This is a genomic window from Plantactinospora sp. ZYX-F-223 (assembly GCF_039649625.1).
Lineage (GTDB): Bacteria > Actinomycetota > Actinomycetes > Mycobacteriales > Micromonosporaceae > Plantactinospora.
Genome location: NZ_JBDJAV010000001.1, coordinates 235,211 through 255,497, shown reverse-complemented (window position 1 = coordinate 255,497; position 20,287 = coordinate 235,211). Strand labels below are relative to the sequence as shown.

Sequence of the window (20,287 nt, the reverse complement as noted above, 5' to 3'; positions counted from 1 at the left end):
GCTCATCGTGTCTCCTCCGACCACCGATCGGGATCCGACCTGCTCCGTACGGTATTTTCACGGTCTAGCCGCTCGGCGGCGGACGGGAGGCGGGTCGTGGTCCAGGCGTACATCCTCATCCAGACAGAGGTCGGAAGGGCACGTGACGTGGCCGCGCACATCTCGGATATTCCTGGAGTCGTCCGCGTCGACGCCGTCACCGGCCCGTACGACGTGGTCGTGCTCACCGAGGCACACACCGTCGACGAGTTGGGCAAGATGATCGTCAGCAAGGTGCAGTTGGTGCCCGGCATCACCCGCACGCTGACCTGCTCCGTGGTCCGGTTGTAAGTGGTGCGGAGCACGAAGTCCGGCCAGCCGGACGGGCACCAGACCCAGCCGGAAGCAGCCGCCTCGCAGCCGGAAGCGGTCGAGTCAGGGTCGGAGGCGGCGGCGACCGGTCGTCCGGCGGGCTCGCCGACCGGGGCCGGGCCGGACCGGACCACCCGGCAGGCGGCGCTCTGGGCCACGGTGGTCGCCCTACCGCTGACCGTCCTCGTCGCGGTGCTGGTCTTCGGCCAGCTCAGCCCGGATCCGGTCGAGAAGCCCGCCGCGACGCCGACCTCGGCCGCACCGCAGGCGACCGCGCCGGTGCAGATGGCCGCCCCGGCCCTGGCCGAACGGCCGGCCACGGTCTGCCGGGCCCTGCTGTCCCGGTTGCCGGCCACCCTCCGCGCCCTCGCCCAGCGCCCGGTCACCGCCGGGCCGGAGCAGAACGCCGCGTACGGCGACCCGGCCATCACCGTGGCCTGCGGCGTGGCCCGGCCGGCCGTTCCGGACGTCCCCGACCTCTGGATGATCAACAAGGTCTGCTGGCTCACCGAACACCGCGACGGCGGCCTGGTACTGACCACTGTGGACCGTGAGGTGCCGGTCCGGCTCAGCGTGCCGGCCGGGCAGGAGCAGACGGTGCAGTGGGCGGCACCCGTGTCGGAGTCCCTGGTCGCCTCGGTGCCGTCGGTGCCGGACGTGCCGACCGGCTGCACCGAGGGCTGACCGCCATCCCACCGACGCCACGCCGTTTCCGGTCCGGCCGACCTACCCCTGACGGGCGGCGGCAGCGAACAGACGTTTGTCAATGCAGACCGGTGCCTCGACGCAGCGCGGTCCGGATCAGCCGGTTCACCAGCTTGGGGTACTCCAGCCCGGTCGCCGCCCACATCTGCGGGAACATCGAGGTGGGGGTGAACCCCGGCATGGTGTTGATCTCGTTGAGGTAGACGTCCAGTTCCGGCGTGACGAAGAAGTCGACCCGGGCCAGACCGGCGCAGTCCAGCGCGGTGAACGTGCGGCAGGCGTACTCCTGTACCTGCCGGGTCACCCGGTCCGGCAGCTCGGCCGGGATGTCGTAGTCGCTGGCGTCGAGGTACTTCGCCTCGAAGTCGTAGAAGTCGTGCTCGGCCACCCGGATCTCGGCCAGCAGCGACGCCTCCGGGCCGCCACCGGCCTCGGCCTCCAGCACCCCGCACTCGATCTCCCGGCCGACGATCGCGCCCTCGACCAGCACCTTCGGGTCGACCTGCCGGGCCAGCGCGACGGCGTCGTCGAGATCGGCCCAGTCGGAGACCTTGCTGATCCCGACCGACGAACCCGCCCGGGACGGCTTGACGAAGACCGGCAGCCCGAGCCGCTCCTTGTCCTCCTCGGTCAGGCTGACCCCGCTGCGCAGCACCACGTACGGCCCCACCGGGATGCCCTCGGCGACCGCCAGCTTCTTGGTGAACTCCTTGTCCATCGCCGCCGCCGAGGCGAAGACGTTCGCACCGACGTACGGGATGCCGGCCATCTCCAGCAACCCCTGGATGGTGCCGTCCTCGCCGTACGCGCCGTGCAGCGCCGGAAAGACCACGTCGACTCCGGCGAGTGCCTGGGGCCCCTGGGACGGGTCCAGCACCATCAGACCGTCGCCGGTCGGGTCGGCCGGCAACACCACGGTGGATCCGGCGGCGGCGGTGATCTCAGGCAGCCGCCGCTCGGTGATCGCGAGCTGGGCCGGGTCACCGTCGGTCAGTACCCACTGGCCGGCCCGGGTGATGCCCACCGGAACCACGTCGTACTCGTCGGGGTCGAGGGCGCCGAGGATGCTGCCCGCGCTGACGCAGGAGATCGCGTGCTCCGTACTGCGGCCGCCGAAGACGACGGCCACGCGGGTCTTGCCTGGGGTGGTCACTCCGGTCACCTTTCGTTCGCGTCACCGCTGGTCGCTCGCGTCACCGCTGGCCGGCGTCGTCGCTGGCCGAGCGCGGCACCGCTGGCCGGCGTCATCGCTGGCCGAACGCGGCACCGCTGGCCCGCGTCGTCGCTGGCCGAACGCGGCACCCGACGGGGTCCGCCCGGCCGGAGACCCAGCGGTGCTGCCGTCGCTCCTCGTGCGCTCACCGGGTGACCCTACTCTGCGTGGCCTACTCCCGGGTCTACACCCCTTTTCAGCGCCGGGAAACCTCTACCGGAGTGAGCGTGCCGAGCACAACGGGTAACCGGTGACGTACCGGCGCTTGAGGGGCTGCGGCGACCGGAGTTGCGGGTGTGTCGCCGCCGGGACCGCTGCCGTCTAGGCTGCTCGTCTTGTGAGTTCCGATTCGGTCATCGACAGCCTGACCTCGGCGGTGAACGCGAGCCCGCAGGACGTTCCGCTGCGGCTGCACCTCGCCGGGCTGCTCCTCGACGCCGGGCGCCCCGCCGAGGCGATCGCGCACGTCGGGCAGGCGCTCGCCAGCAACCCGGCCGACCCGCAGGCACAGGCCCTGATGCAGCGGGCCCTGGGCGGCGGTGCACCCGCGCCCGGTACGCCGGCCTCCGGCACGCCCGCGCCGGGCCCGGCGACCGGCCCGGACGCCGCCGCCGAACCGGCGGCCGGCACCGGAGCCGCAGCGGATCCACCGCCACCGGCCCGGCCACCCAGACCGGGCCAGCCGGGCGACGACTCGCTCGCCGCCTACGAGCAGGAACTCGCCGACGTGGTGCCGCCGCGCTTCTCGCCGGCCGGAGACCAGCCCGAGCCGGTGACCGGGGACGCCGACCGGATGTTCGACGTCGAGGTCTCCACCGTCCGGCTCGGCGACGTCGGCGGGATGACCGAGGTCAAGGAGCGGCTGGAACTGGCCTTCCTCGGCCCGCTGCGCAACCCGGAACTGCGCAAGCTGTACGGCAAGAGCCTGCGCGGCGGCCTGATGCTGTACGGCCCGCCCGGCTGCGGCAAGACGTTCCTGGCCAAGGCGATCGCCGGCGAGATGGGCGCCAAGTTCATCTCGCTCTCCATCGTGGACGTGCTGGACATGTGGATCGGCAACTCCGAGCGCAACCTGCACGAGCTGTTCCAGACGGCCCGGCGCAGCGCGCCGTGCGTACTCTTCCTCGACGAGGTCGACGCGCTCGGGCACAAGCGCTCCAAGGTCACCTCCAGCGGGATGCGGACGATCGGCAACCAACTGCTCGCCGAACTCGACGGCGTGGAGGGCAACAACGAGGGCGTCTTCGTGCTGGCCGCCACCAACACGCCCTGGGACGTGGACCCCGCGCTGCGCCGGCCCGGCCGCCTCGACCGGGTGGTCCTGGTACTCCCGCCGGACGCTCCGGCCCGGACCTCGATCCTGGAGTACCACCTGCGGGAGCGGCCGATCGCCAACATCGACATCCGCCGGATCGTCGCCGCCACCGAGGACTTCTCCGGCGCCGACCTGGCACACCTGTGCGAGTCGGCCGCCGAGTACGCGATGGCCGACTCGATCCGGCGCGGCGAGGTACGGATGATCGAGCAGCGCGACTTCGACCGGGCGCTGAAGGACGTCCGCCCGTCCACCAAGCCGTGGTTCGCCACCGCCCGGAACGTGGCGATGTTCGCCAACGAGGGCGGCATGTACGACGACCTGGTCGGCTATCTGAAGCGGCGAAAGCTGATCTGATGACCGCCGATGCCACCGATGCCGCCGGGGCCGCCGAGGCCGGTACGGGCGCAGACGCCAAGAACTCGCTCCTGGAGCGGGCGTTGCAGCTCGCCCAGGTCGGCCGGGTCAAGGCGGCGTACCCGCTGATCAGCCAGGCGCTCCAGGGCGATCCGGGCGACAGCCACGCCCTACAGGTGCTCGGCTACTGCTACCAGCGGGAGGGCCGCTGGGGAGACATGCTGACCGTGCTCGACAGCGCGGCCCGGCGTACCCCGGAGAGCCCACAGTTGCAGCGCAACCGCTCCCTGGCGCTCCGCCAGCTCGGCCGGATCCCCGAGGCGCTCGCCGCCGCCGAGCTGGCCCGCTCCCTCGATCCGGACGATGCCCGCAACGAACTCGCCCGGGCCGAGGCGCTGCTGCGCGGCAGCGGTACCCGGACCGTGCTCGCCGCGCTGGCCGCGACCCGGCGGGCCAGGGAACTCGACCCGGAGAGTGTCTGGGCGCACATCACCGAGGGCAAGGTGCAGCGCCGGATGGCGGAGTTCGGCCGGGCCCGGGCGGCGTACCTGGAGGCGCTGCGGCTCGCCCCCGACGACCCGCAGGCGTTGTACGGGCTGGCCACCCTGGACAGTGACCGGGGTCGGGCGGTACGCGCCTCGCCGGCCATGGCCGGGGTGCTCCAGACGGTACCCACCGATCCGGTCGCGATCCGGGCCGGCACCCGCAATGCCCGCCGGGCGCTCTGGCTGCTGACCGATCTCGGCTGCGTCGTACTCCTGGTCGTCGCCTTCGTGGTGGGGACGTTGCAGGAGGCGATCGCGTCCCGTCCGCTCGCGGCGGCCAGCGGGGTGCTGGTGGCGCTGGCCGGCGCGGCTGCCGTTCTCGCGCTGCTGCGCTGGCGGTTCAACCGGCTCTCCGCGCCGATCCGCGCGCTGGTGCTGGCCAACCGCTACCGGTTCTCCTTCGTCACCGCGCCGCTGCGGCTCGCCGCGCTGCTGCTCGGCATGCTGCTCTTCACGCTCGGCCCGCATCCGCCGGTCGCGGTCGTCGTGGTCGGCACGACGGCGATGGTCGTGCCGCTGCTGACGCTGATCATCCGGTGGCGCAGCCGGGCCGCGGTCGAGGTGGGTCTGCTGGTCCGCCGCTGCTGGTTCCGGTTCCGCCGCCTCCTCTCGGGCGGCTGACCGCTCACCTGTGGCGGCTGCCACCTATGGCGGCTGACCGCTCACCTCGGGCGGCTGACCACCTGTGGCGGGTGACCGCTCACCCCGGGCGACCGAACCGGCGACCCGACCGGCGGTCGGCGGCTCAGCCGGCCAGGGATCGCCGTCGGCCGACCGCGAGTACCTTGACCCGCTGCCGTCCCGCCCGCACCATGCCGAGCGCCGCGAAGGCGGTGGCGATCCGGTCGGCGGCCTCCCGGCTGGTGGCGCCGACGACCTGGCGGCGCCGTTCGGGCTCGATCCGCTCGTCCCGGCCCTCCTTGGTCAGCGGCCGCACGTCGGTGAGCACCACGAGATACCGGGTCACCGTGACCGCCCCGGCCACCACCGCGGGTAGCTTCCCCGCCCGCGATCACTCCGAAGTCCGTGCCGGTCAGAGGCCACGGCGAGCCGCCTCCGGCTCGGCCGTCGTGCCGGCCAGCCCACCCCACCGGTCCCGGCACACGTAGGCCAGGTCGGCGTGGATCCACGCGCCCTCGTTGTCCCGCAACACGGGTCGCGCGCACCAGCGGCATCGGGAAACCCGAGGCCAGCACGGGGTCGCGGTCATCTGTCACCTCCAGGTCCGCTTGCTGGCGGGAGGGACACGGCGATCGGGTACGGGAAGGTCCGATCGCCGTGCGCCTCATTCCCCTTCGGTCACCCACAGCCACCGTCGACACGACCACCGGCGGTGAGGACGTGATGACAGATTGCCAGTTGTGAACGCGTGAATGCAACTCTCACGTAGCTTCTCTCATGCACGCATTCCCGGTTCCATGTGACAGGATCGATGCATGGCTCCGAAGTCGTTCCGTGCCCGCCGCCTCGGCATCGCCCTGCGCCATGCCCGCGAGGCGGCCGGGCTCACCCTCGAACAGGCCGCTGACGAGATCAACAGCACTCGCAGCACGCTCTCCCGGTACGAGAACGCGCAGACGATGGTCAGCCCGGCCTCGGTACGCGCGCTGCTCACCCTCTACAAGCGGCCGGAGAGCGAACTGGAGGACATGGTGGCGCTCGCCAAGGAGGCCCGGAAGCAGGGTTGGTGGGTTCCCTACTCGTACATCCTGGACCGCCGCACGATCGACTTCATCGCGGTCGAGGCCGAGGCCACCGCGATCGCGAACTTCGAGCCCTCGGTCGTGCCGGGCCTGCTCCAGACCACGGAGTACATCCGGGCGATCATGCGCGGCGGCCCGCACACCCTCGGCGACGAGGAGGTGGAACAGCGGGTGCAGATCCGGATCGGCCGCCAGGAGCGGCTGAAGGAGCCCGACCCGCCGATCTACGACGCCATCGTCGACGAGGGCGCCCTGCTTCGGCCGGTCGGCGGGGAGGCCGTGATGGCGGCGCAGCTGAAGAGCCTGCTCAAGATGTCCGAGCTGCCGAACGTGACCGTCCAGGTCATCCCGCTCAAGGCGGGCTACCACCGCGGTACCCGTGGTTCGCTGCACATCCTCGAGTTCGCCGATCCGGAGGATCCGATCCTCGCCTCGGTGGAGACCGTCGCCGGACAACTGATCCTCGACCGGCCGGACGAGCTGCGGACCTGCACGAAGATCATGGAACACCTGCGGGCCGTCGCGCTGAGTCCCGCGGAAAGCCGCGACAACATCAACCGCCTCCTGAAAGGACTGTGACATGTCACCGGAGACGACCGACCTGCTCGGCCGGGCACCCTGGCGCAAGAGCAGCCACAGCGGAGACCAGGGCGCCTGCGTCGAGTTCGCCCTGCTCGCCGGGGCCGCCGACGACGTCGTGGCCGTACGCGACTCCAAGGACACCACCGGCCCGGTGCTGGTCTTCGCACCGGCCGCCTGGACCGCATTCACCACCGCGCTGCCCACCTCCCCCGTTCTCCCCTGACCTGCGGGGGAGGTCGGCGGTCACCGAGCTGCGTCCCCCCGGCAAGGCTCGGCCCGCCCAGCTCCGGTGCCCCACGCCCCCTGTTCCGCCGGTCCGGGTCGGCGGTCAGGGGGCGTGGCGGTGGCTACCCTTGATCGGCGTGACCGCCACCGCGCTGCACCGCGCCCTCACCGACCCCGGCACGCCGCCGCTGCGACCGCTCCCGCCGGAGGCCGCCGAGCTGCTGCTCAGGTCGAACGCCCCGGCCCGGTTGGCCGCACACCTGCGCGCGGTGCACGACGTCGCGGCCCAGTTGCTCGACTGGCTCGGCCAGCACTGTCCCGAGCTCGCCGTCGACCACGGGGCGGTGCTCTTCGGCGCGGCCACCCACGACATCGGCAAGACCCGCCATCCCGAGGAGCTCTCCGGGCCCGGCTCGCGGCACGAGCCCGCCGGCCGCGAGCTCCTGATCGGGTACGGCGTCCCACCAGCCTTGGCCCGGTTCGCCGCCAGCCACGCCCGCTGGGACTCCCCGGACGCGACGATCGAGGAGTTGCTGGTCAGCCTCGCCGACAAGGTCTGGAAGGGCCGACGCGAAGCCGACCTCGAAACCCGGATCGTGGACCGCCTGGCGGCGGCCGGCGGGCAGCAGCGCTGGGCCGCGTTCCTGGCCCTCGACGACGTACTGACCGGGATCGCCGAGGAGGCCGACGCGCGCCTCGACTTCCAGTCCCGCTATCCCGTCGGCTGACCTGCGCACCGGCCGGCGGGGTGTGGTCTGCCGCAGTACGCCGATTGCGGCCGGCCGCCCTGGGACGGATGCCGCACCTCATGGTGGACGTCCGGGCGGATTTCTAACGTCGGAACGGACCCGAGACGGGTCCTGGATCATCCGACAGCGTTGAGGACTCCGACCTGTGAAACGTATTCCCCTGACCGTGCGGATCGGCCGGTGGAGCGCCACCCGCCCCCGACTCGCCATCCTCGGCTGGCTGCTCTTCGTCGCCGCCTGTGTCATCGGCGGCTCGGCCGTCGGCACCGTGCCGGCGACCGGGGCGAACAGCCTGCACGGCGAACTGGCCCGGGCCGACCGGATCGAGCGGGACGGCCGGTTCGCCGAGCCGCCGGTGACGGAGAACGTCCTGATCACGCCCGTGACCGGTGCGCTCGACCGGGACCGGGCCGAGGCGGCGGCGGCCGAGGTCGGCACCCGGATGCGTACCCTGCCGGAGGTCGCGGAGGTGCGGCCGCCGCTGCCCGCGCCGGACGGCACCGCGCTGCTGGTCGAGGTGGTGCTCGCCGGCACGCCGGACGGTACGGCCGACGCCGCCGAACGGCAGGTACCGGCGCTGCTGGCCAGTACCGCCGAGGTCCAGCGGGAATTTCCGGACCTGCGGATCGAGCAGATCGGCAGTGCCTCGCTCGGCAAGGCCCTGACCGAGACGCTGGGCGCGGACTTCCGGCGGGCCGAACTGATCAGCGTGCCGGTGGCCCTGGGCATCCTGGTGGTCAGCTTCGGCGCGCTGATCGCGGCGGGCGTACCGGTGCTGCTGGCGCTGTCGGCGGTGGCCGCCGCGTTCGGGCTGGCCGCGTTCGCGTCGCACGTCTTCCCCGCCGGAGAACTGGTGAACAGCGTCATCCTGCTGATCGGGATGGCGGTCGGGGTCGACTATTCCCTGTTCTACCTGCGGCGGGAGCGCGAGGAGCGGGCCCGGGGCCGGGACCACCGCAGCGCGGTCGAGATCGCCGCCGCCACCTCCGGGCACGCGGTACTCGTCTCCGGGCTGGCGGTGATGGTGGCGATGGCCGGGCTCTACCTGGTCGGCGAGAACACCTTCAGTTCGATGGCGACCGGCTCGATCCTGGTGGTCGGGGTCGCGATGCTCGGCTCGCTGACCGTGCTGCCGGCGGTACTGGTCACGCTGGGGCGGTGGGTGGACCGGCCCCGGGTGCCGTTCCTCGGCCGCCGGATCGAGCGGGCCGGCCGGAACCGGTTCTGGTCGGTGGTACTCCGGCCGGCGCTGCGCTGGCCGGCGCCGACGCTGCTGGTCGCCGTACTCGCGTTGCTCGCCCTCGCGGCCCCGGCCCTCGACATGCGGCTCGCCCGGCCGACCTCGGCGGACCTGCCGCGCTCCATCCCGATCCTGCGCGGTTACGACCGGCTGGCGGCGGCGTTCCCCAGCAACGATCTCGGCACCAGCCACACCGTCGCGATCCGCACCGGGGCCGGGCACGGCGCCGAGCTGGACCGGGCGCTGACCGAACTCGGCATCCGGCTGCGCGACGCGGCCGGCTTCGCCCACGACCGGGAGCCCACGGTACGGCGCTCCGCCGACGGCCTGGTCCGGCTCGTCTCGGTGTACGTCGCCGGTCCGGCCGGCAGCGACGAGGCGGTCCAGACGCTGCGCCGGCTCCGGGCCGAGCTGTTGCCGGCCACCGTCGGCCGGGTGCCGGACACCGACTACGCGGTCGCCGGCCGTACCGCCAGCGGCCAGGACTTCCTGGACCAGATGTCGGACTCGCTGCCGTCGGTGCTCGGCTTCGTCCTCGCCGTCACCTTCCTGGTCATGCTCGGCAGCTTCCGGTCCGTACCCGTGGCGTTGACCTCGATCCTGCTCAACGCCCTCTCCGTCGCCGCCTCGTACGGGCTGCTGGTGCTGGTGTTCCAGCACTCCTGGGCGGAGGAGCTGCTCGGTTTCCAGAGCAACGGCGCGGTCGTCTCCTGGCTGCCGCTGATGCTCTTCGTCATCCTCTTCGGGCTCTCCATGGACTACCACGTCTTCGTGGTCAGCCGGATCCGCGAGGCGGTGCTGCACGGCGTGCCGACCCGGGTCGCGATCGAACGCGGGATCGTCTCGTCCGCCGGTGTGGTGAGCAGCGCCGCGATCATCATGGTGGCGGTCTTCGCGGTCTTCGCGACCCTGTCGATCCTGGAGTACAAGCAGCTCGGGGTCGGCCTCGCCGCCGCGATCCTGATCGACGCCACCGTGATCCGCGGACTCGTGCTCCCCGCCCTGATGCGGCTGCTCGACGAGGCGAACTGGTGGGCGCCGCGCTGGCTGCGGGGGAACCGGCGGTCGCCGGTCGACCCGGCGGAGGCACCGACGATGGAGCTGACGGTGCTGGGACCGCGACGCTGATCCCGGCTACTGTGATCTGGATGCCGGACGTGACCGAAGCGAAGCTCGACGACTGGCGCGAGCGGCTCGGACCGATGCTTGCGGGACTCCGACGCGGGCTGCTAGCGGGCCGGGACCGCCCGGGACGGGTTGCCGGCGACCCGATGTAGCCGCGCCACCAACACCGCGAGCAGCGCCAACTCGACCAGCACCAGGATCCGTTCGACCAGGCCCATCATCACCCGACCACCGGGAAACGCGACGTAGTAGAGCGCGAGCAGCGCGAGCACGCTGGTCACCGCCAGCGCCCGCAACCGGCGTACGGCATCCCGCCAGCGGGCGTCGGCGGCGAGCCGGCGGATGGCCAGCAGCGTCGCGACCGGCAGGGCGACGAAGGCGGCGACCGAGACGTACCTGTGCACGTAGCCCTGGGTACTCAGCTCGACCACCCCGATCGGGTCGGTCGGGATCAGCGCCGAGGCGATCAGCCCCAGGCACCAGACCAGCAGCAGCGCCTCGGCGAGGCGTCCCACCCTGACCCGGGCGGCCCGCAACGCCAGTGGCACGGCCAGCGAGGTGATCCCGAGGATCAGGATCGCGACGTTCATCGGCCAGCCGTTGTTCGACACCGCGTAGTCGCTGATGGTGAGCGACAGCGGGCTCATCCCGGGGTCGGGGGCGAGGTGCGCCGCGACGCCCAGGGTCGCCGTCAGGCACATGCCGAGCGCCGCGACCAGGGTCAGCGGTCGAGCGGTCCACGGCTGCGGTAGGGATCCGGACATCATGTGACCAGCGTCGTCGCGCCGCCGCGTCGGCGAATCCGGCGTGATCCCGGACCGATCCCGGGGTTCCGCGACCCTGAGCAGGTCAGGGTCGGGTTTCCCCTACCGCCGGCACTCCCCCCAGCACCATCGACACGGGCATCCCGGCCCGCTTCCGCCGCGCCCCGGGCCGCCGTATGCCTGTCGCTGCGCCGAGACCGCCGGAGGGGACGAGGCGGCCGGGTGCGCCGGGAGACCGGCCACCCGTTGCGCGAGCGCCCGCCTGATCATCCTTTCCGTCGGCACCCAGCCGAGGAACCGGCGGTGCAGTTCGGCCGGGTACGGCCCGGGGTTCGGGCTCAGTCGGAACAGGTCCCCGGCCGCCTCGAACAGGGCCGCCCCGAGGTACCCGAACAGCGACAGCGGCTCCTGCCGGAACTCCACCAGCAGCGACCATTTGCTCAACAGGCACGGCCAGGGGGAGCCGCACTGGCGGCACGTCCACAATGGGCGGCGGGGCGAGTGCGGACGGTTCGGGTCGGTCAGCTTCGTCAGGTCCCGCAGCACGACGACGCCCATCACTGATCGGCTTCGGCCCGGGCGCCCCGGTAGGCGCGACAGCCGACCGGACCCGCCTACGTGGTGGCCGTGTTCCCGTTCCATGCCGGGTCTGCCCTGCGATTCGTCGCCCTGGGCCGGGGCGACGGAGGCGGGGCGTTCCGCGTCACCTCCGGGGGCGCCGGCTGCGTGGCGGGCGTTCGTCAACCTGGCGAAGTCGCACGGCTGACGCCCGGCCGAAGTCTCAGTTGGCCGGCTGATCCTGCCCTCGGACGGCCGGGCTGGCCGCACCGTCCAGCAGCTTCAGCGCGGCGATGGCGGCGCCCCGGGCCCCGGCCATGTCGAGATCCGGCACCAGCGCGAACCGGGCCCGCTCGGCCTGCTCGGTCCGGAGCGTGGTGTGTTCCCGGACGGTGGCCAGAAACCAGTCCCGGAACTCCGGCGCCGCCTCGACCACGCCACCGCCGACGAAGTACCCGTCCGGGTCGGTGAAGTTGGCGACGATGGTGAAGAGCCGGCCCAGGGCCATCGCCTGCTGCTCGAAGATCCGCAGCGCCATCGGGTCGCCGTCCACCCCGTACGACCGGACCTGCTTGGCGGCACTCACCGGGTCGAGATCGCCGAGCGGGTGCCCGGCGTACCGGCCCAGCCAGTACGGCAGCAGGTTGCGCCGGATGCCGGTCAGCGAGGCGACACTCTCCACGTCCCCGACGAACCCGCAGTTGCAGACCGGCACCGGCTGCCCCTCGGCGAGCAGGCCGAACATCGGGATGTGCACGTGCCCGAGCTCGCCGGCCATCCCGGCGGTACCGGTCACCACCTGCCCGCACACCACCACGCCACCGCCGAGTCCGGTGCCCACGATGGCGGAGACCGACGACCGCTGCGGCGCGTCGGCGCCGAAGTAGGAGTGGTGGGCGTAGAGCGCGGCCGCGTTGCCGTCGTTGTGGTAGACCACCGGCAGGCCGAGCCGGCGTTCGAGGGCGCCCCGGATGTCGTAGCCGCGCCAGGCCGGCTGGGAGAAGTTCGTCGAGCCCTTCGACGAGATGACCCCGGTGGCGCTGGCCGGCCCCGGGGTGTCCAGCCCGACGGCCCGGACCTGCTCCGGCCGGGTGCCGGTACGCGCCAGCACCTGTGCCATCGCCCCCGCCAGCGCCTCGACCGCCGCCTCCGGGCCCTCCAGCACCTGGCACGGGCTCTCGACCAACTGGTCGACCAGGAACCGGCCGGTCGCGTCCAGCACGGTGGCGTTGTTGCTGTTACCGCCGTTGTCGAGCCCGACCACGACCGGTATTTCCGAGTTCGTCATGGTGTGCCTCCCGGTACGCCGGCCGGCCCGGACCCGATCCCGGCGTCGGCAGCCGCCCGATGTTCATACCCTGCCGTACCCGAGCCACTCCCGCACCCCCTGCCGCCACCGAGACGTCGCGACCGGCCCCGGATTCCGGACCACCGGTCGCCGGAAGGGGCGTCGTCCAGCCCTCGACGGCGCGTCGATCCGGTCCACCAGATGCGCGCAGGAGAGCGCGGTCCGGCGGTCGGATTCGCGGACGCCGATCCGCCTCTCCGTCCAGCGCTCAACACCCGGAGCCGCCATGCCTCGCCGCCGGACATGACCCTGCTGCGGAGACTGTCGAGCTGGGTGCACAGACGGGGCGCCCTGACAGTCCGTGGGGCGAGGTCCCTCCGGCGGCGGGCGTGGGGGTTGCTGGTCGGGTCGGGGTTGGGTCGGGTGCAGGGACGGGGCAGCTCGACAGTCGGCCGGGTGGAGTTGGTCTGGCGGGCGTGGGGGTTGCTCGTCGGGTGGACGGGTCGGGGTTGAGCTGGGTGCAGGGACGGGGATCGGGGTCGGAGTGGCCGCGCCGTGCCCGCTACCCGCCTCGGAGGCCGAAGTGCTACCCGCCGGCCGCGTCGAGCGCGGTGGTCAGGTCGGCGACCAGGTCGGCGGCGTCCTCGACCCCGCAGGAGAGCCGCACGAATCCGGCGGAGACGTCGTCGCCCCACTGGGCCCGCCGGTCGGCGCTGGTGTGCAGCCCGCCGAAGGAGGTCGCCGCGAAGACCAGCCGGCTGGCGGTGAGGAACCGCGTCACCCGGTCGGCGTCGCCGAGGTCGAACGCGACGATCCCGGGCACCCGCCGGAGCTGCCGGCTGGCGATCGGGTACGCCGGGTCGTCGGCGAGCCCCGGCCAGCGTACGCCGGAGACGTCGGAGCGGGCCCGCAGCGTCGCCGCCACCGCCGCCGCGTTGGCGCTCTGCCGGGCCAGCCGCAGGTCCAGCGTGGCCAGTGACCGGTGCGCCAGCCACGCGTCGAAGGCGCCCGGGATCGAGCCGGTGGTGGCCCGCCAGCCCCGGATCGTCTCCAGCAGCCCGGCGGTCCGGCTGGCCACGTAACCGAGCAGCAGGTCCGAGTGCCCGGTCAACGCCTTGGTGCCGGACGCGACCACCAGGTCGGCACCCAGGTCCAGCGGTCGCTGGCCGAGCGGTGTCGCGGTGGTGTTGTCGACCGCGAGCAGCGCACCGGCGGCGTGCGCCCGGGCGGCCAGCTCGGCGATGTCGCAGACGTCCAGGCCCGGGTTGGCCGGTGTCTCGACCAGCACCAGCCGTACGCCGTCGAACGCCGGGTACGGGCCGGCGGTCGGCACGAAGTCGACCCGTACCCCGATCCCGCGCAGCGTCTCGGCGGCGAACGCCCGCACCGGGAAGTACCCGTCGGTGGGGAGCAGCACGGTGTCACCGGGCCGGAGCACCGAGAGCAGCACCGCCGTGATCGCGGCCTGCCCGCTGGCGAAGGCGAGGCAGTCCCCACCTTCCAGCTCACCGATGGCCGCCTCCAGTCCGCGCCGGGTCGGGTTGTCCGGCCGGCCGTACCCGTTCGGGGTCGCCTCCGGGCCGATCGCCGGGTCCAGGTGGTAGGGGGCGGCGAAGACCGGCCCGGGCAGGAACGGCTGCCCGGGCACCGGCTCCGGCAGACCGGCGTGCACGCTCCGGGTGCCGTCACCGTAGTTCGACTGGTCGGGCATGGTGTCCTTCCGTGGATCGACGCCGGTCACTCGGGCCTCGGCTTGCGGCTCATCAGCACGGCCATCGCGGTGTGCGGGTCGGCGCCCTCGTGGCAGACCCGCTCGACCTGCTCGGTGATCGGCATCTCCACCCCGTGCGCCCGGGACAGGTCCCGGATCGCCAGGCAGCTCTTCACCCCTTCGGCGGTCTGCCGGGTCGCGGCCTGCGCCTGCTCCAGGGTCTCGCCCCGGCCGAGGTGCTCGCCGAAGGTCCGGTTCCGGGACAGCGGCGACGAACAGGTGGCGACCAGGTCACCGAGGCCGGCCAGGCCGGCGAAGGTGAGCGGGTCGGCGCCGAGCGCCACCCCGAGCCGGGCCGTCTCCGCCAGCCCCCGGGTGATCAGACTCGCCCGGGTGTTGTCGCCGAGCCCCATCGCGGCGATCATGCCGTACGCCAGCGCGATCACGTTCTTGACCGCACCGCCCAGCTCGCAGCCGATCACGTCGTCGTTGGTGTACGGCCGGAGGTACGGCGTGCTGACCGACGCCTGCACCAGGTTCGCCCGGTCGGTGTCGGTGCAGGCCACCACGGTCGCGGCGGGTTGCTCGGCGGCGATCTCGGCGGCCAGGTTGGGGCCGGAGACCACGACGACCCGGTCCGCGGCCACCCCGGCGGTCTCCACGATCACCTCGCTCATCCGCTTGGTGGTGCCCAGTTCGATCCCCTTCATCAGGGAGACCAGCGTCGAGTCGGGTTCCAGGTGCCGGGCCCACTCGGCCAGGTTGCCGCGCAGCGTCTGCGCCGGTACCGCCAGCACCACCAGGTCGGCGCCGGTGATCGCCTCGGCGGCCTCGGCGGTGCCGCGTACCGCCACCGGCAGCCGCAGCCGGGGCAGGTAGTCGGGGTTGGTCCGGGTGGTGCGGATCGCCTCGGCCACCGCCGGGCGGCGGGCCCAGAGCAGCACGTCCCGGCCGGCGTCGGCGAGCACCTTCGCGAAGGCCGTACCCCAGGAGCCGGCGCCGAGCACGGCGACGTGGCTCATGCCGACACTCCGCTTCGCTCGCTACGCTCGCTCATGCCGGCACTCCGCTGCGCTCCGTGCCGTCATGAGGCTCAATCACACTGAGCTGACTGATTCGCTCGCTACGCTCGCTCATGCCCGATCCTCGGTGCGGCGGTTCGCCTGCGCCGACCAGAGCGGCGGGGGCGTCCCGCGGCGGATCTCGGCGAGCATGTCGCGCAGCCGCAGCATGATGGCATCGGTCATCTCGTCCAGTACGGCCTTGCTCGGTGCCGCACCGGCCCACCGGCTCAGGTCCACCGGTGGACCGGCGACCACCGTCACCGGGGTACGCGGCCGGAGGCTGACCTTCTTCGTCCGTGGGTCGAAGATCCGCTGTGGTCCCCACATCACCACCGGCACCACCGGGGCACCGGTGGCCAGGGCGAGCCGGGCGGCGCCGGTCTTGCCGCGCATCGGCCACAGCTCGGGCTCCCGGGTGGTGGTGCCCTCCGGGTAGATCACGACGGCGGCACCGGAGCGGATCGCCCGGTCCAGCGCCTCCAGTGACCTGGCCGCGTCGACGGTGCCGCGCTCCACCGGGATCTGCTGGCACTTCAGCAGGATTTTGCCGAGCACCGGCACCTTGAAGATGCTCGCCTTGCCCAGATAGCTGGGCCAGCGGCCGGAGTCGTAGATGAAGTGCGCCGAGACCAGCGGGTCGAAGTGGGAGAGGTGGTTCGGCACGATGATCACGCCACCGGACGACGGGACATGCTCCATGCCGCGCCAGTCACGCCGCGTCCAGACGGTCAGCACCGGCTTGACCACCGAGACGGCGAACCGTCGCCAGAATCCCAGCCTGCGCCGTGTCACTGTGCCTCCTCGTCGTCCCCACTATGGCGCGGCCCGGCCGGGGCGCCACCCGGGCGTCCTGGCTCGGGTGGCGAGGTGACACCGCCTGTGCCCACCCCGTCCGGCCTGCCACCGACCCGGGCCCGGGGTGCCACCGCCCGCAGCGAAATCATGCCTGCCCGTCCCGGGTACGGCCAGCCAGGGGTATCCCGGGAGCCGGGTACGCCACACCCGGGCGGCCGCCGGCGAGCTGGCAGGATTGTCGCGTGGCAGAGCGGAACTGGACCGTGGTGGTGCCGGTCAAGCGCCTCGGGTCGGCGAAGAGCCGGCTGCGCGGCGCGCTCGACGGCGTACCGCACGAACTGCTCGCCCTGGCCCTGGCCGAGGACACCGCCGAAGCCGTACTCGGCTGTCCGGCCGTCCGGGAACTGCTGGTGGTGACCGACGACCCGGCGGCCACCGCGACCCTGGGCCGGCTCGGCGCCCGGATCGTGTCGGAGCCGCCGACCGCCGGGCTGAATCCCGCGTTCGTCCGGGGCGCGGCGGCGGCCTCCGGCGGCCCGGTGGCGGCACTCACCGCCGACCTGCCGGCACTGCGCCCGGCCGAGCTGGCCGAGGCACTGCGGGCCGCCGGTGGTTCGCCCGGGGTACGCCGGTTCGTCGCGGACGCCCCCGGCACCGGCACCGTACTGCTCACCGCCGCCCCCGGCGCGGCCCTGGACCCCTGGTTCGGCCCGCACTCGGCGGCGGCGCACGCGGCCTCCGGCGCCCGTCCGCTCACCGGCGCCTGGCCGACGCTGCGCCGCGACGTCGACACCCCGGCGGACCTGCGGGCCGCGGCGGCGCTCGGGCTCGGCCGGCACACCGCCGCGCTGACCCGGCGGGCGGCACCGGCCGGCGCCGAGCGCTGAGTCACGACCCGACCGGCGGCAGACCGCTGCCGGTGCCGCCGCCGCAGCAGGCCGACCCGCCGCCCGGCGGACCGGTGTACGGTGCTGTGCATGCAGGGCACGGTGGCCGACTACGACCCGCAGACCAGGACCGGCACGCTGCTGCTCGACGACGGCTCCCGGGTCACCTTCCCGGCGACCGCGTTCGACGCCTCCGGCCTGCGCCTGCTCCGGTTGGGTCAGCGGGTCCGGCTGGAGCACGACGACGCCGGCACGCTGGTCCGGGTCACGCTGCCGACCTTCCCCTGATCCGCTCGGTCAAGTTCATTTTCCGTTAACCGCCGCCGGGGAATGATGGGGTGGTGAGCACCCCGCCGTCCCGACGCCCCCTCTCCCAGCGCCAGTCGCGGTCCGGCGCCACCGAACGCTCCCAGCGCCAGTCGCGGTCCGGCGCCAGCGAACGGCCGACGCCGGAGCCGGCACCGGACGGGACGGACGAATCCCGGCAGGCGAGCCCGTCCCGTCCCGCCCCGGCACCCCCGCCCGGGGCCGGTTCCACCCGCACACCCCGTACTCCCCGGGGTGGCCGGACGGGCGGAGACCAGCCGCCGGGCACGGCCCGTACCCCACGGGGCGGCCGGGCCGGCGGTGGTGAGCGGCCGGCCGGTGCCGGTGACCGGCCGGAGGGGCACACCGACCGCGAGCCGGCAGGCGAGCCGGACGGCACCGTCGAGCCGGACACCGTCGCCGAGCCGGACCGGTCGGCGGCGCTGGACCAGGCGGCCGACTCGGCGCGCGCCGCGGCCGGCGGGCCGGACCGGAGCCCGGCGACCGGCCTGGCCGACAACCCGGCGCACGGCCGGCGCGGGGCACCGGCGACCGGCCCGGGCAGCGCCGTCCCGGAGAGCGCCCTGGCCGCCCGGGCCGAGGCGACCGAGCCGTCCGCCGAGCCGGTCGGGGAACCGGCCGCGCCGCTGCCGTCGGACCGGTTCCTCAACCGGGAGCTGTCCTGGCTGGATTTCAACTCCCGGGTGCTGACCCTGGCCGAGGACCCGGACACCCCGCTGCTGGAGCGGGCCAAGTTCCTCGCCATCTTCGCCAACAACCTGGACGAGTTCTACATGGTCCGGGTCGCCGGGCTGAAGCGGCGGTTGCAGGCCGGGCTGCCGGTCCGGGGCGGCGACCGGATGCCGCTGACCACCCAGCTCGAACTGGTCTCCGAACGCGCTGCCGACCTGGTCGCCCGGCACGCGGCGTGCTTCGTCGACGAGGTGATGCCGAAGCTGGCCACCGAGAACATCGCGCTGCTGCACTGGGACGAGTTGCCCGTGCCGGAGCGGCAGCGGCTGCGGGCGTACTTCCGGGAGCAGATCTTCCCGGTGCTCACCCCGCTCGCCGTCGACCCGGCGCACCCGTTCCCGTACATCTCCAGCCGGTCGCTCAACCTGGCGGTGGTGGTGCGCGACTCCGACCACGGATCCGAACTCTTCGCCCGGGTGAAGGTGCCGAACAACGTACCCCGGTTCGTCCGGGTCGAACGGGACGCGCCCGGCTACCGGTTCCTACCGGTGGAGGACCTGATCGCGGCCCACCTCGACCAGCTCTTCTCCGGCATGCAGGTGGTGGAGTGCCACCTGTTCCGGGTCACCCGCAACGCCGAGGTGGAGGTCGACGAGGACCGGGACGAGGACCTGCTGCAAGCCCTGGAACGGGAACTCGCCCGGCGCCGCTTCGGCCCGCCGGTACGCCTGGAGGTGGCCGCCTCCGTCTCCGACCACGTACTCGACCTGCTGGTCCGGGAACTCGACATGGACAGCCAGGACGTGCTGCGGGTGCCGGGGCTGCTCGACCTGACCGCGCTCTGGCAGGTCTACAACGAGTCCAATCGGCCCGAGCTGAAGGACCCGCCGTTCGTGCCGGCCACCCATCCGCGGCTCGCCGAGGGTGAGGTTCCGCGGAGCGTCTTCGCCACCCTGCGCGACGGCGACATCCTGGTGCACCATCCCTACCACTCGTTCTCGACCAGCGTGCAGCGGTTCATCGAGCAGGCCGCCGCCGACCCGAACGTGCTGGCCATCAAGCAGACCCTCTACCGCACCAGCGGGGACTCCCCGATCGTCGACGCGCTGATCGACGCGGCCGCCGCCGGCAAGCAGGTGGTGGTGCTGGTGGAGATCAAGGCCCGGTTCGACGAGGTGGCCAACATCGGCTGGGCCCGGGTGCTGGAGCGGGCCGGCTGCCACGTGGTCTACGGCCTGGTCGGACTCAAGACGCACTGCAAGACCGCGCTGGTGGTCCGGCAGGAGGGCAATCAGATCCGCCGGTACTGCCACATCGGCACCGGCAACTACCACCCGAAGACCGCCCGGCTCTACGAGGACTTCGGCATGCTCACCGCCGACCCGGAGATCGGGGCCGACCTGACCGACCTGTTCAACGTGCTGACCGGGTACAGCCGGCAGACGTCGTACCGGCGGTTGCTGGTGGCGCCGCAGGGCATCCGGCGCGGCCTGATCGAGCGGATCGAGGGCGAGATCGACCGGGCCCACCAGGGCCTGCCGGCCCTGGTCCAGTTCAAGGTCAACTCGCTGGTCGACGAGGCGATCGTGGATGCGCTCTACCGAGCCTCCCAGGCCGGGGTGCACGTCGACCTGCTGATCCGGGGGATGTGCACGCTGCGGCCGGGCGTACCGGGACTGTCGGAGAACATCCGGGTGCGCTCGATCCTCGGCCGCTTCCTCGAGCACTCCCGGGTGTTCCGGTTCGGCAGCGGGGTCGTCGCGACCGGCGGTGCCGGCGGATCGGACGGCGGTGTCGAGTTCTGGATCGGCTCCGCCGACCTGATGCACCGCAACCTGGACCGCCGGGTGGAGGCGCTGGTGCAGGTGACCGACCCGACCGCCCGGGCCGAGCTGGACGAGTTGCTGACCGCCGCGATGAGCCCGCAGGTGGAGGCGTTCGACCTGACCGGGGACGGCTGCTGGACCCGACGCAAGGGCACCCTGGAGGCACCGCTGGTGAACCTCCAGGAGGCGCAGCTGCGCCGGGTCGCCGGAGCCGCCAAGTGAGCCGCCGAGTGCTCCGCCGGGAGCGAGGGACGCTCGGCGGAGCCGACATTCCGGACTAGGCTT

Annotated in this window: 19 protein-coding genes; 11 read left to right on the top strand and 8 right to left on the bottom strand. The window is 73.1% G+C overall.

The annotated features are described in order from the left end of the window. Nucleotides 1–96 precede the first annotated feature (96 nt). A complete protein-coding gene (locus tag AAH979_RS01005) occupies nt 97–330 on the top strand; it encodes an Lrp/AsnC ligand binding domain-containing protein (RefSeq protein WP_101370271.1) in 234 nt (77 codons plus the stop codon). A 3-nt stretch (nt 331–333) separates the two neighbouring features. After that, nucleotides 334–1,035: a DUF3515 family protein gene (locus tag AAH979_RS01000; RefSeq protein ID WP_346256259.1), complete on the top strand. Its 702-nt coding sequence runs from the start codon at nt 334–336 to the stop codon at nt 1,033–1,035. Nucleotides 1,036–1,114: 79 nt separating this feature from the next. Here the strand turns inward: AAH979_RS01000 and AAH979_RS00995 are convergent, their stop codons facing one another. Then, the gene (locus AAH979_RS00995; RefSeq protein ID WP_346256258.1) at nt 1,115–2,209 is read right to left on the bottom strand and encodes a D-alanine--D-alanine ligase family protein; all 1,095 of its coding nucleotides are present in this window, start codon (nt 2,207–2,209) and stop codon (nt 1,115–1,117) included. Between the two features lie 397 nt (nt 2,210–2,606). On the opposite strand from AAH979_RS00995, the gene AAH979_RS00990 reads away from it, so the two are divergent. Further along, nucleotides 2,607–3,941 carry an AAA family ATPase gene (locus AAH979_RS00990; RefSeq protein ID WP_346256257.1) on the top strand — a complete coding sequence of 445 codons (1,335 nt, stop codon included), beginning with the start codon at nt 2,607–2,609 and terminating at the stop codon, nt 3,939–3,941. Then, entirely contained in the window at nt 3,941–5,107 is a 1,167-nt protein-coding gene (locus AAH979_RS00985; RefSeq protein ID WP_346256256.1) for a tetratricopeptide repeat protein, read from the top strand. The genes AAH979_RS00990 and AAH979_RS00985 overlap by 1 nt, the downstream gene beginning before the upstream one ends. Before the next feature lie 124 nt (nt 5,108–5,231). On the opposite strand, the gene AAH979_RS00980 is transcribed toward AAH979_RS00985, so the two are convergent. Further along, complete coding sequence (locus AAH979_RS00980; RefSeq protein WP_346256255.1) at nt 5,232–5,453, bottom strand: hypothetical protein; 222 nt, start codon at nt 5,451–5,453, stop codon at nt 5,232–5,234. Between the two features lie 469 nt (nt 5,454–5,922). Between AAH979_RS00980 and AAH979_RS00975 the strand changes: the two genes are divergently transcribed. The 4 genes from AAH979_RS00975 to AAH979_RS00960 all read left to right on the top strand — a co-directional run bounded on the left by AAH979_RS00975 (nt 5,923) and on the right by AAH979_RS00960 (nt 10,113). Further along, nucleotides 5,923–6,768 (top strand): helix-turn-helix transcriptional regulator, encoded by an 846-nt coding sequence (locus AAH979_RS00975; RefSeq protein WP_318395419.1) that lies wholly within the window; start codon nt 5,923–5,925, stop codon nt 6,766–6,768. 1 nt (nt 6,769) lies between these two features. Further along, nucleotides 6,770–6,994 carry a DUF397 domain-containing protein gene (locus AAH979_RS00970; RefSeq protein ID WP_346256254.1) on the top strand — a complete coding sequence of 75 codons (225 nt, stop codon included), beginning with the start codon at nt 6,770–6,772 and terminating at the stop codon, nt 6,992–6,994. 139 nt (nt 6,995–7,133) lie between these two features. Beyond that, a complete protein-coding gene (locus AAH979_RS00965) occupies nt 7,134–7,724 on the top strand; it encodes an HD domain-containing protein (protein WP_346256253.1) in 591 nt (196 codons plus the stop codon). A gap of 166 nt (nt 7,725–7,890) precedes the next feature. After that, entirely contained in the window at nt 7,891–10,113 is a 2,223-nt protein-coding gene (locus AAH979_RS00960; RefSeq protein ID WP_346256252.1) for an MMPL family transporter, read from the top strand. 101 nt (nt 10,114–10,214) lie between these two features. Here AAH979_RS00960 and AAH979_RS00955 read toward each other — a convergent pair whose 3' ends face one another. The 6 genes from AAH979_RS00955 to AAH979_RS00930 all read right to left on the bottom strand — a co-directional run bounded on the left by AAH979_RS00955 (nt 10,215) and on the right by AAH979_RS00930 (nt 16,287). Further along, nucleotides 10,215–10,877: a DUF998 domain-containing protein gene (locus tag AAH979_RS00955; RefSeq protein ID WP_346256251.1), complete on the bottom strand. Its 663-nt coding sequence runs from the start codon at nt 10,875–10,877 to the stop codon at nt 10,215–10,217. Between the two features lie 99 nt (nt 10,878–10,976). Next, nucleotides 10,977–11,432 (bottom strand): hypothetical protein, encoded by a 456-nt coding sequence (locus AAH979_RS00950; protein WP_346256250.1) that lies wholly within the window; start codon nt 11,430–11,432, stop codon nt 10,977–10,979. A gap of 223 nt (nt 11,433–11,655) precedes the next feature. Further along, a complete protein-coding gene (locus tag AAH979_RS00945; RefSeq protein WP_346256249.1) occupies nt 11,656–12,720 on the bottom strand; it encodes an ROK family protein in 1,065 nt (354 codons plus the stop codon). Between the two features lie 586 nt (nt 12,721–13,306). Next, nucleotides 13,307–14,431: a cystathionine gamma-lyase gene (locus AAH979_RS00940; RefSeq protein WP_346256248.1), complete on the bottom strand. Its 1,125-nt coding sequence runs from the start codon at nt 14,429–14,431 to the stop codon at nt 13,307–13,309. 26 nt (nt 14,432–14,457) lie between these two features. Further along, nucleotides 14,458–15,453 (bottom strand): NAD(P)H-dependent glycerol-3-phosphate dehydrogenase, encoded by a 996-nt coding sequence (locus AAH979_RS00935; RefSeq protein WP_346256247.1) that lies wholly within the window; start codon nt 15,451–15,453, stop codon nt 14,458–14,460. Between the two features lie 111 nt (nt 15,454–15,564). Continuing rightward, nucleotides 15,565–16,287: a lysophospholipid acyltransferase family protein gene (locus tag AAH979_RS00930; RefSeq protein WP_346256246.1), complete on the bottom strand. Its 723-nt coding sequence runs from the start codon at nt 16,285–16,287 to the stop codon at nt 15,565–15,567. Nucleotides 16,288–16,532: 245 nt separating this feature from the next. Between AAH979_RS00930 and cofC the strand changes: the two genes are divergently transcribed. The 3 genes from cofC (at nt 16,533) to AAH979_RS00915 (ending at nt 20,224) form a co-directional block, all read left to right on the top strand. Then, nucleotides 16,533–17,177 carry a 2-phospho-L-lactate guanylyltransferase gene (cofC, locus tag AAH979_RS00925; protein ID WP_346256245.1) on the top strand — a complete coding sequence of 215 codons (645 nt, stop codon included), beginning with the start codon at nt 16,533–16,535 and terminating at the stop codon, nt 17,175–17,177. A 90-nt stretch (nt 17,178–17,267) separates the two neighbouring features. Continuing rightward, the gene (locus AAH979_RS00920) at nt 17,268–17,465 is read left to right on the top strand and encodes a cold-shock protein (RefSeq protein WP_318395431.1); all 198 of its coding nucleotides are present in this window, start codon (nt 17,268–17,270) and stop codon (nt 17,463–17,465) included. Nucleotides 17,466–18,067: 602 nt separating this feature from the next. Continuing rightward, nucleotides 18,068–20,224 carry an RNA degradosome polyphosphate kinase gene (locus AAH979_RS00915; RefSeq protein WP_346256288.1) on the top strand — a complete coding sequence of 719 codons (2,157 nt, stop codon included), beginning with the start codon at nt 18,068–18,070 and terminating at the stop codon, nt 20,222–20,224. Nucleotides 20,225–20,287: the final 63 nt, after the last annotated feature.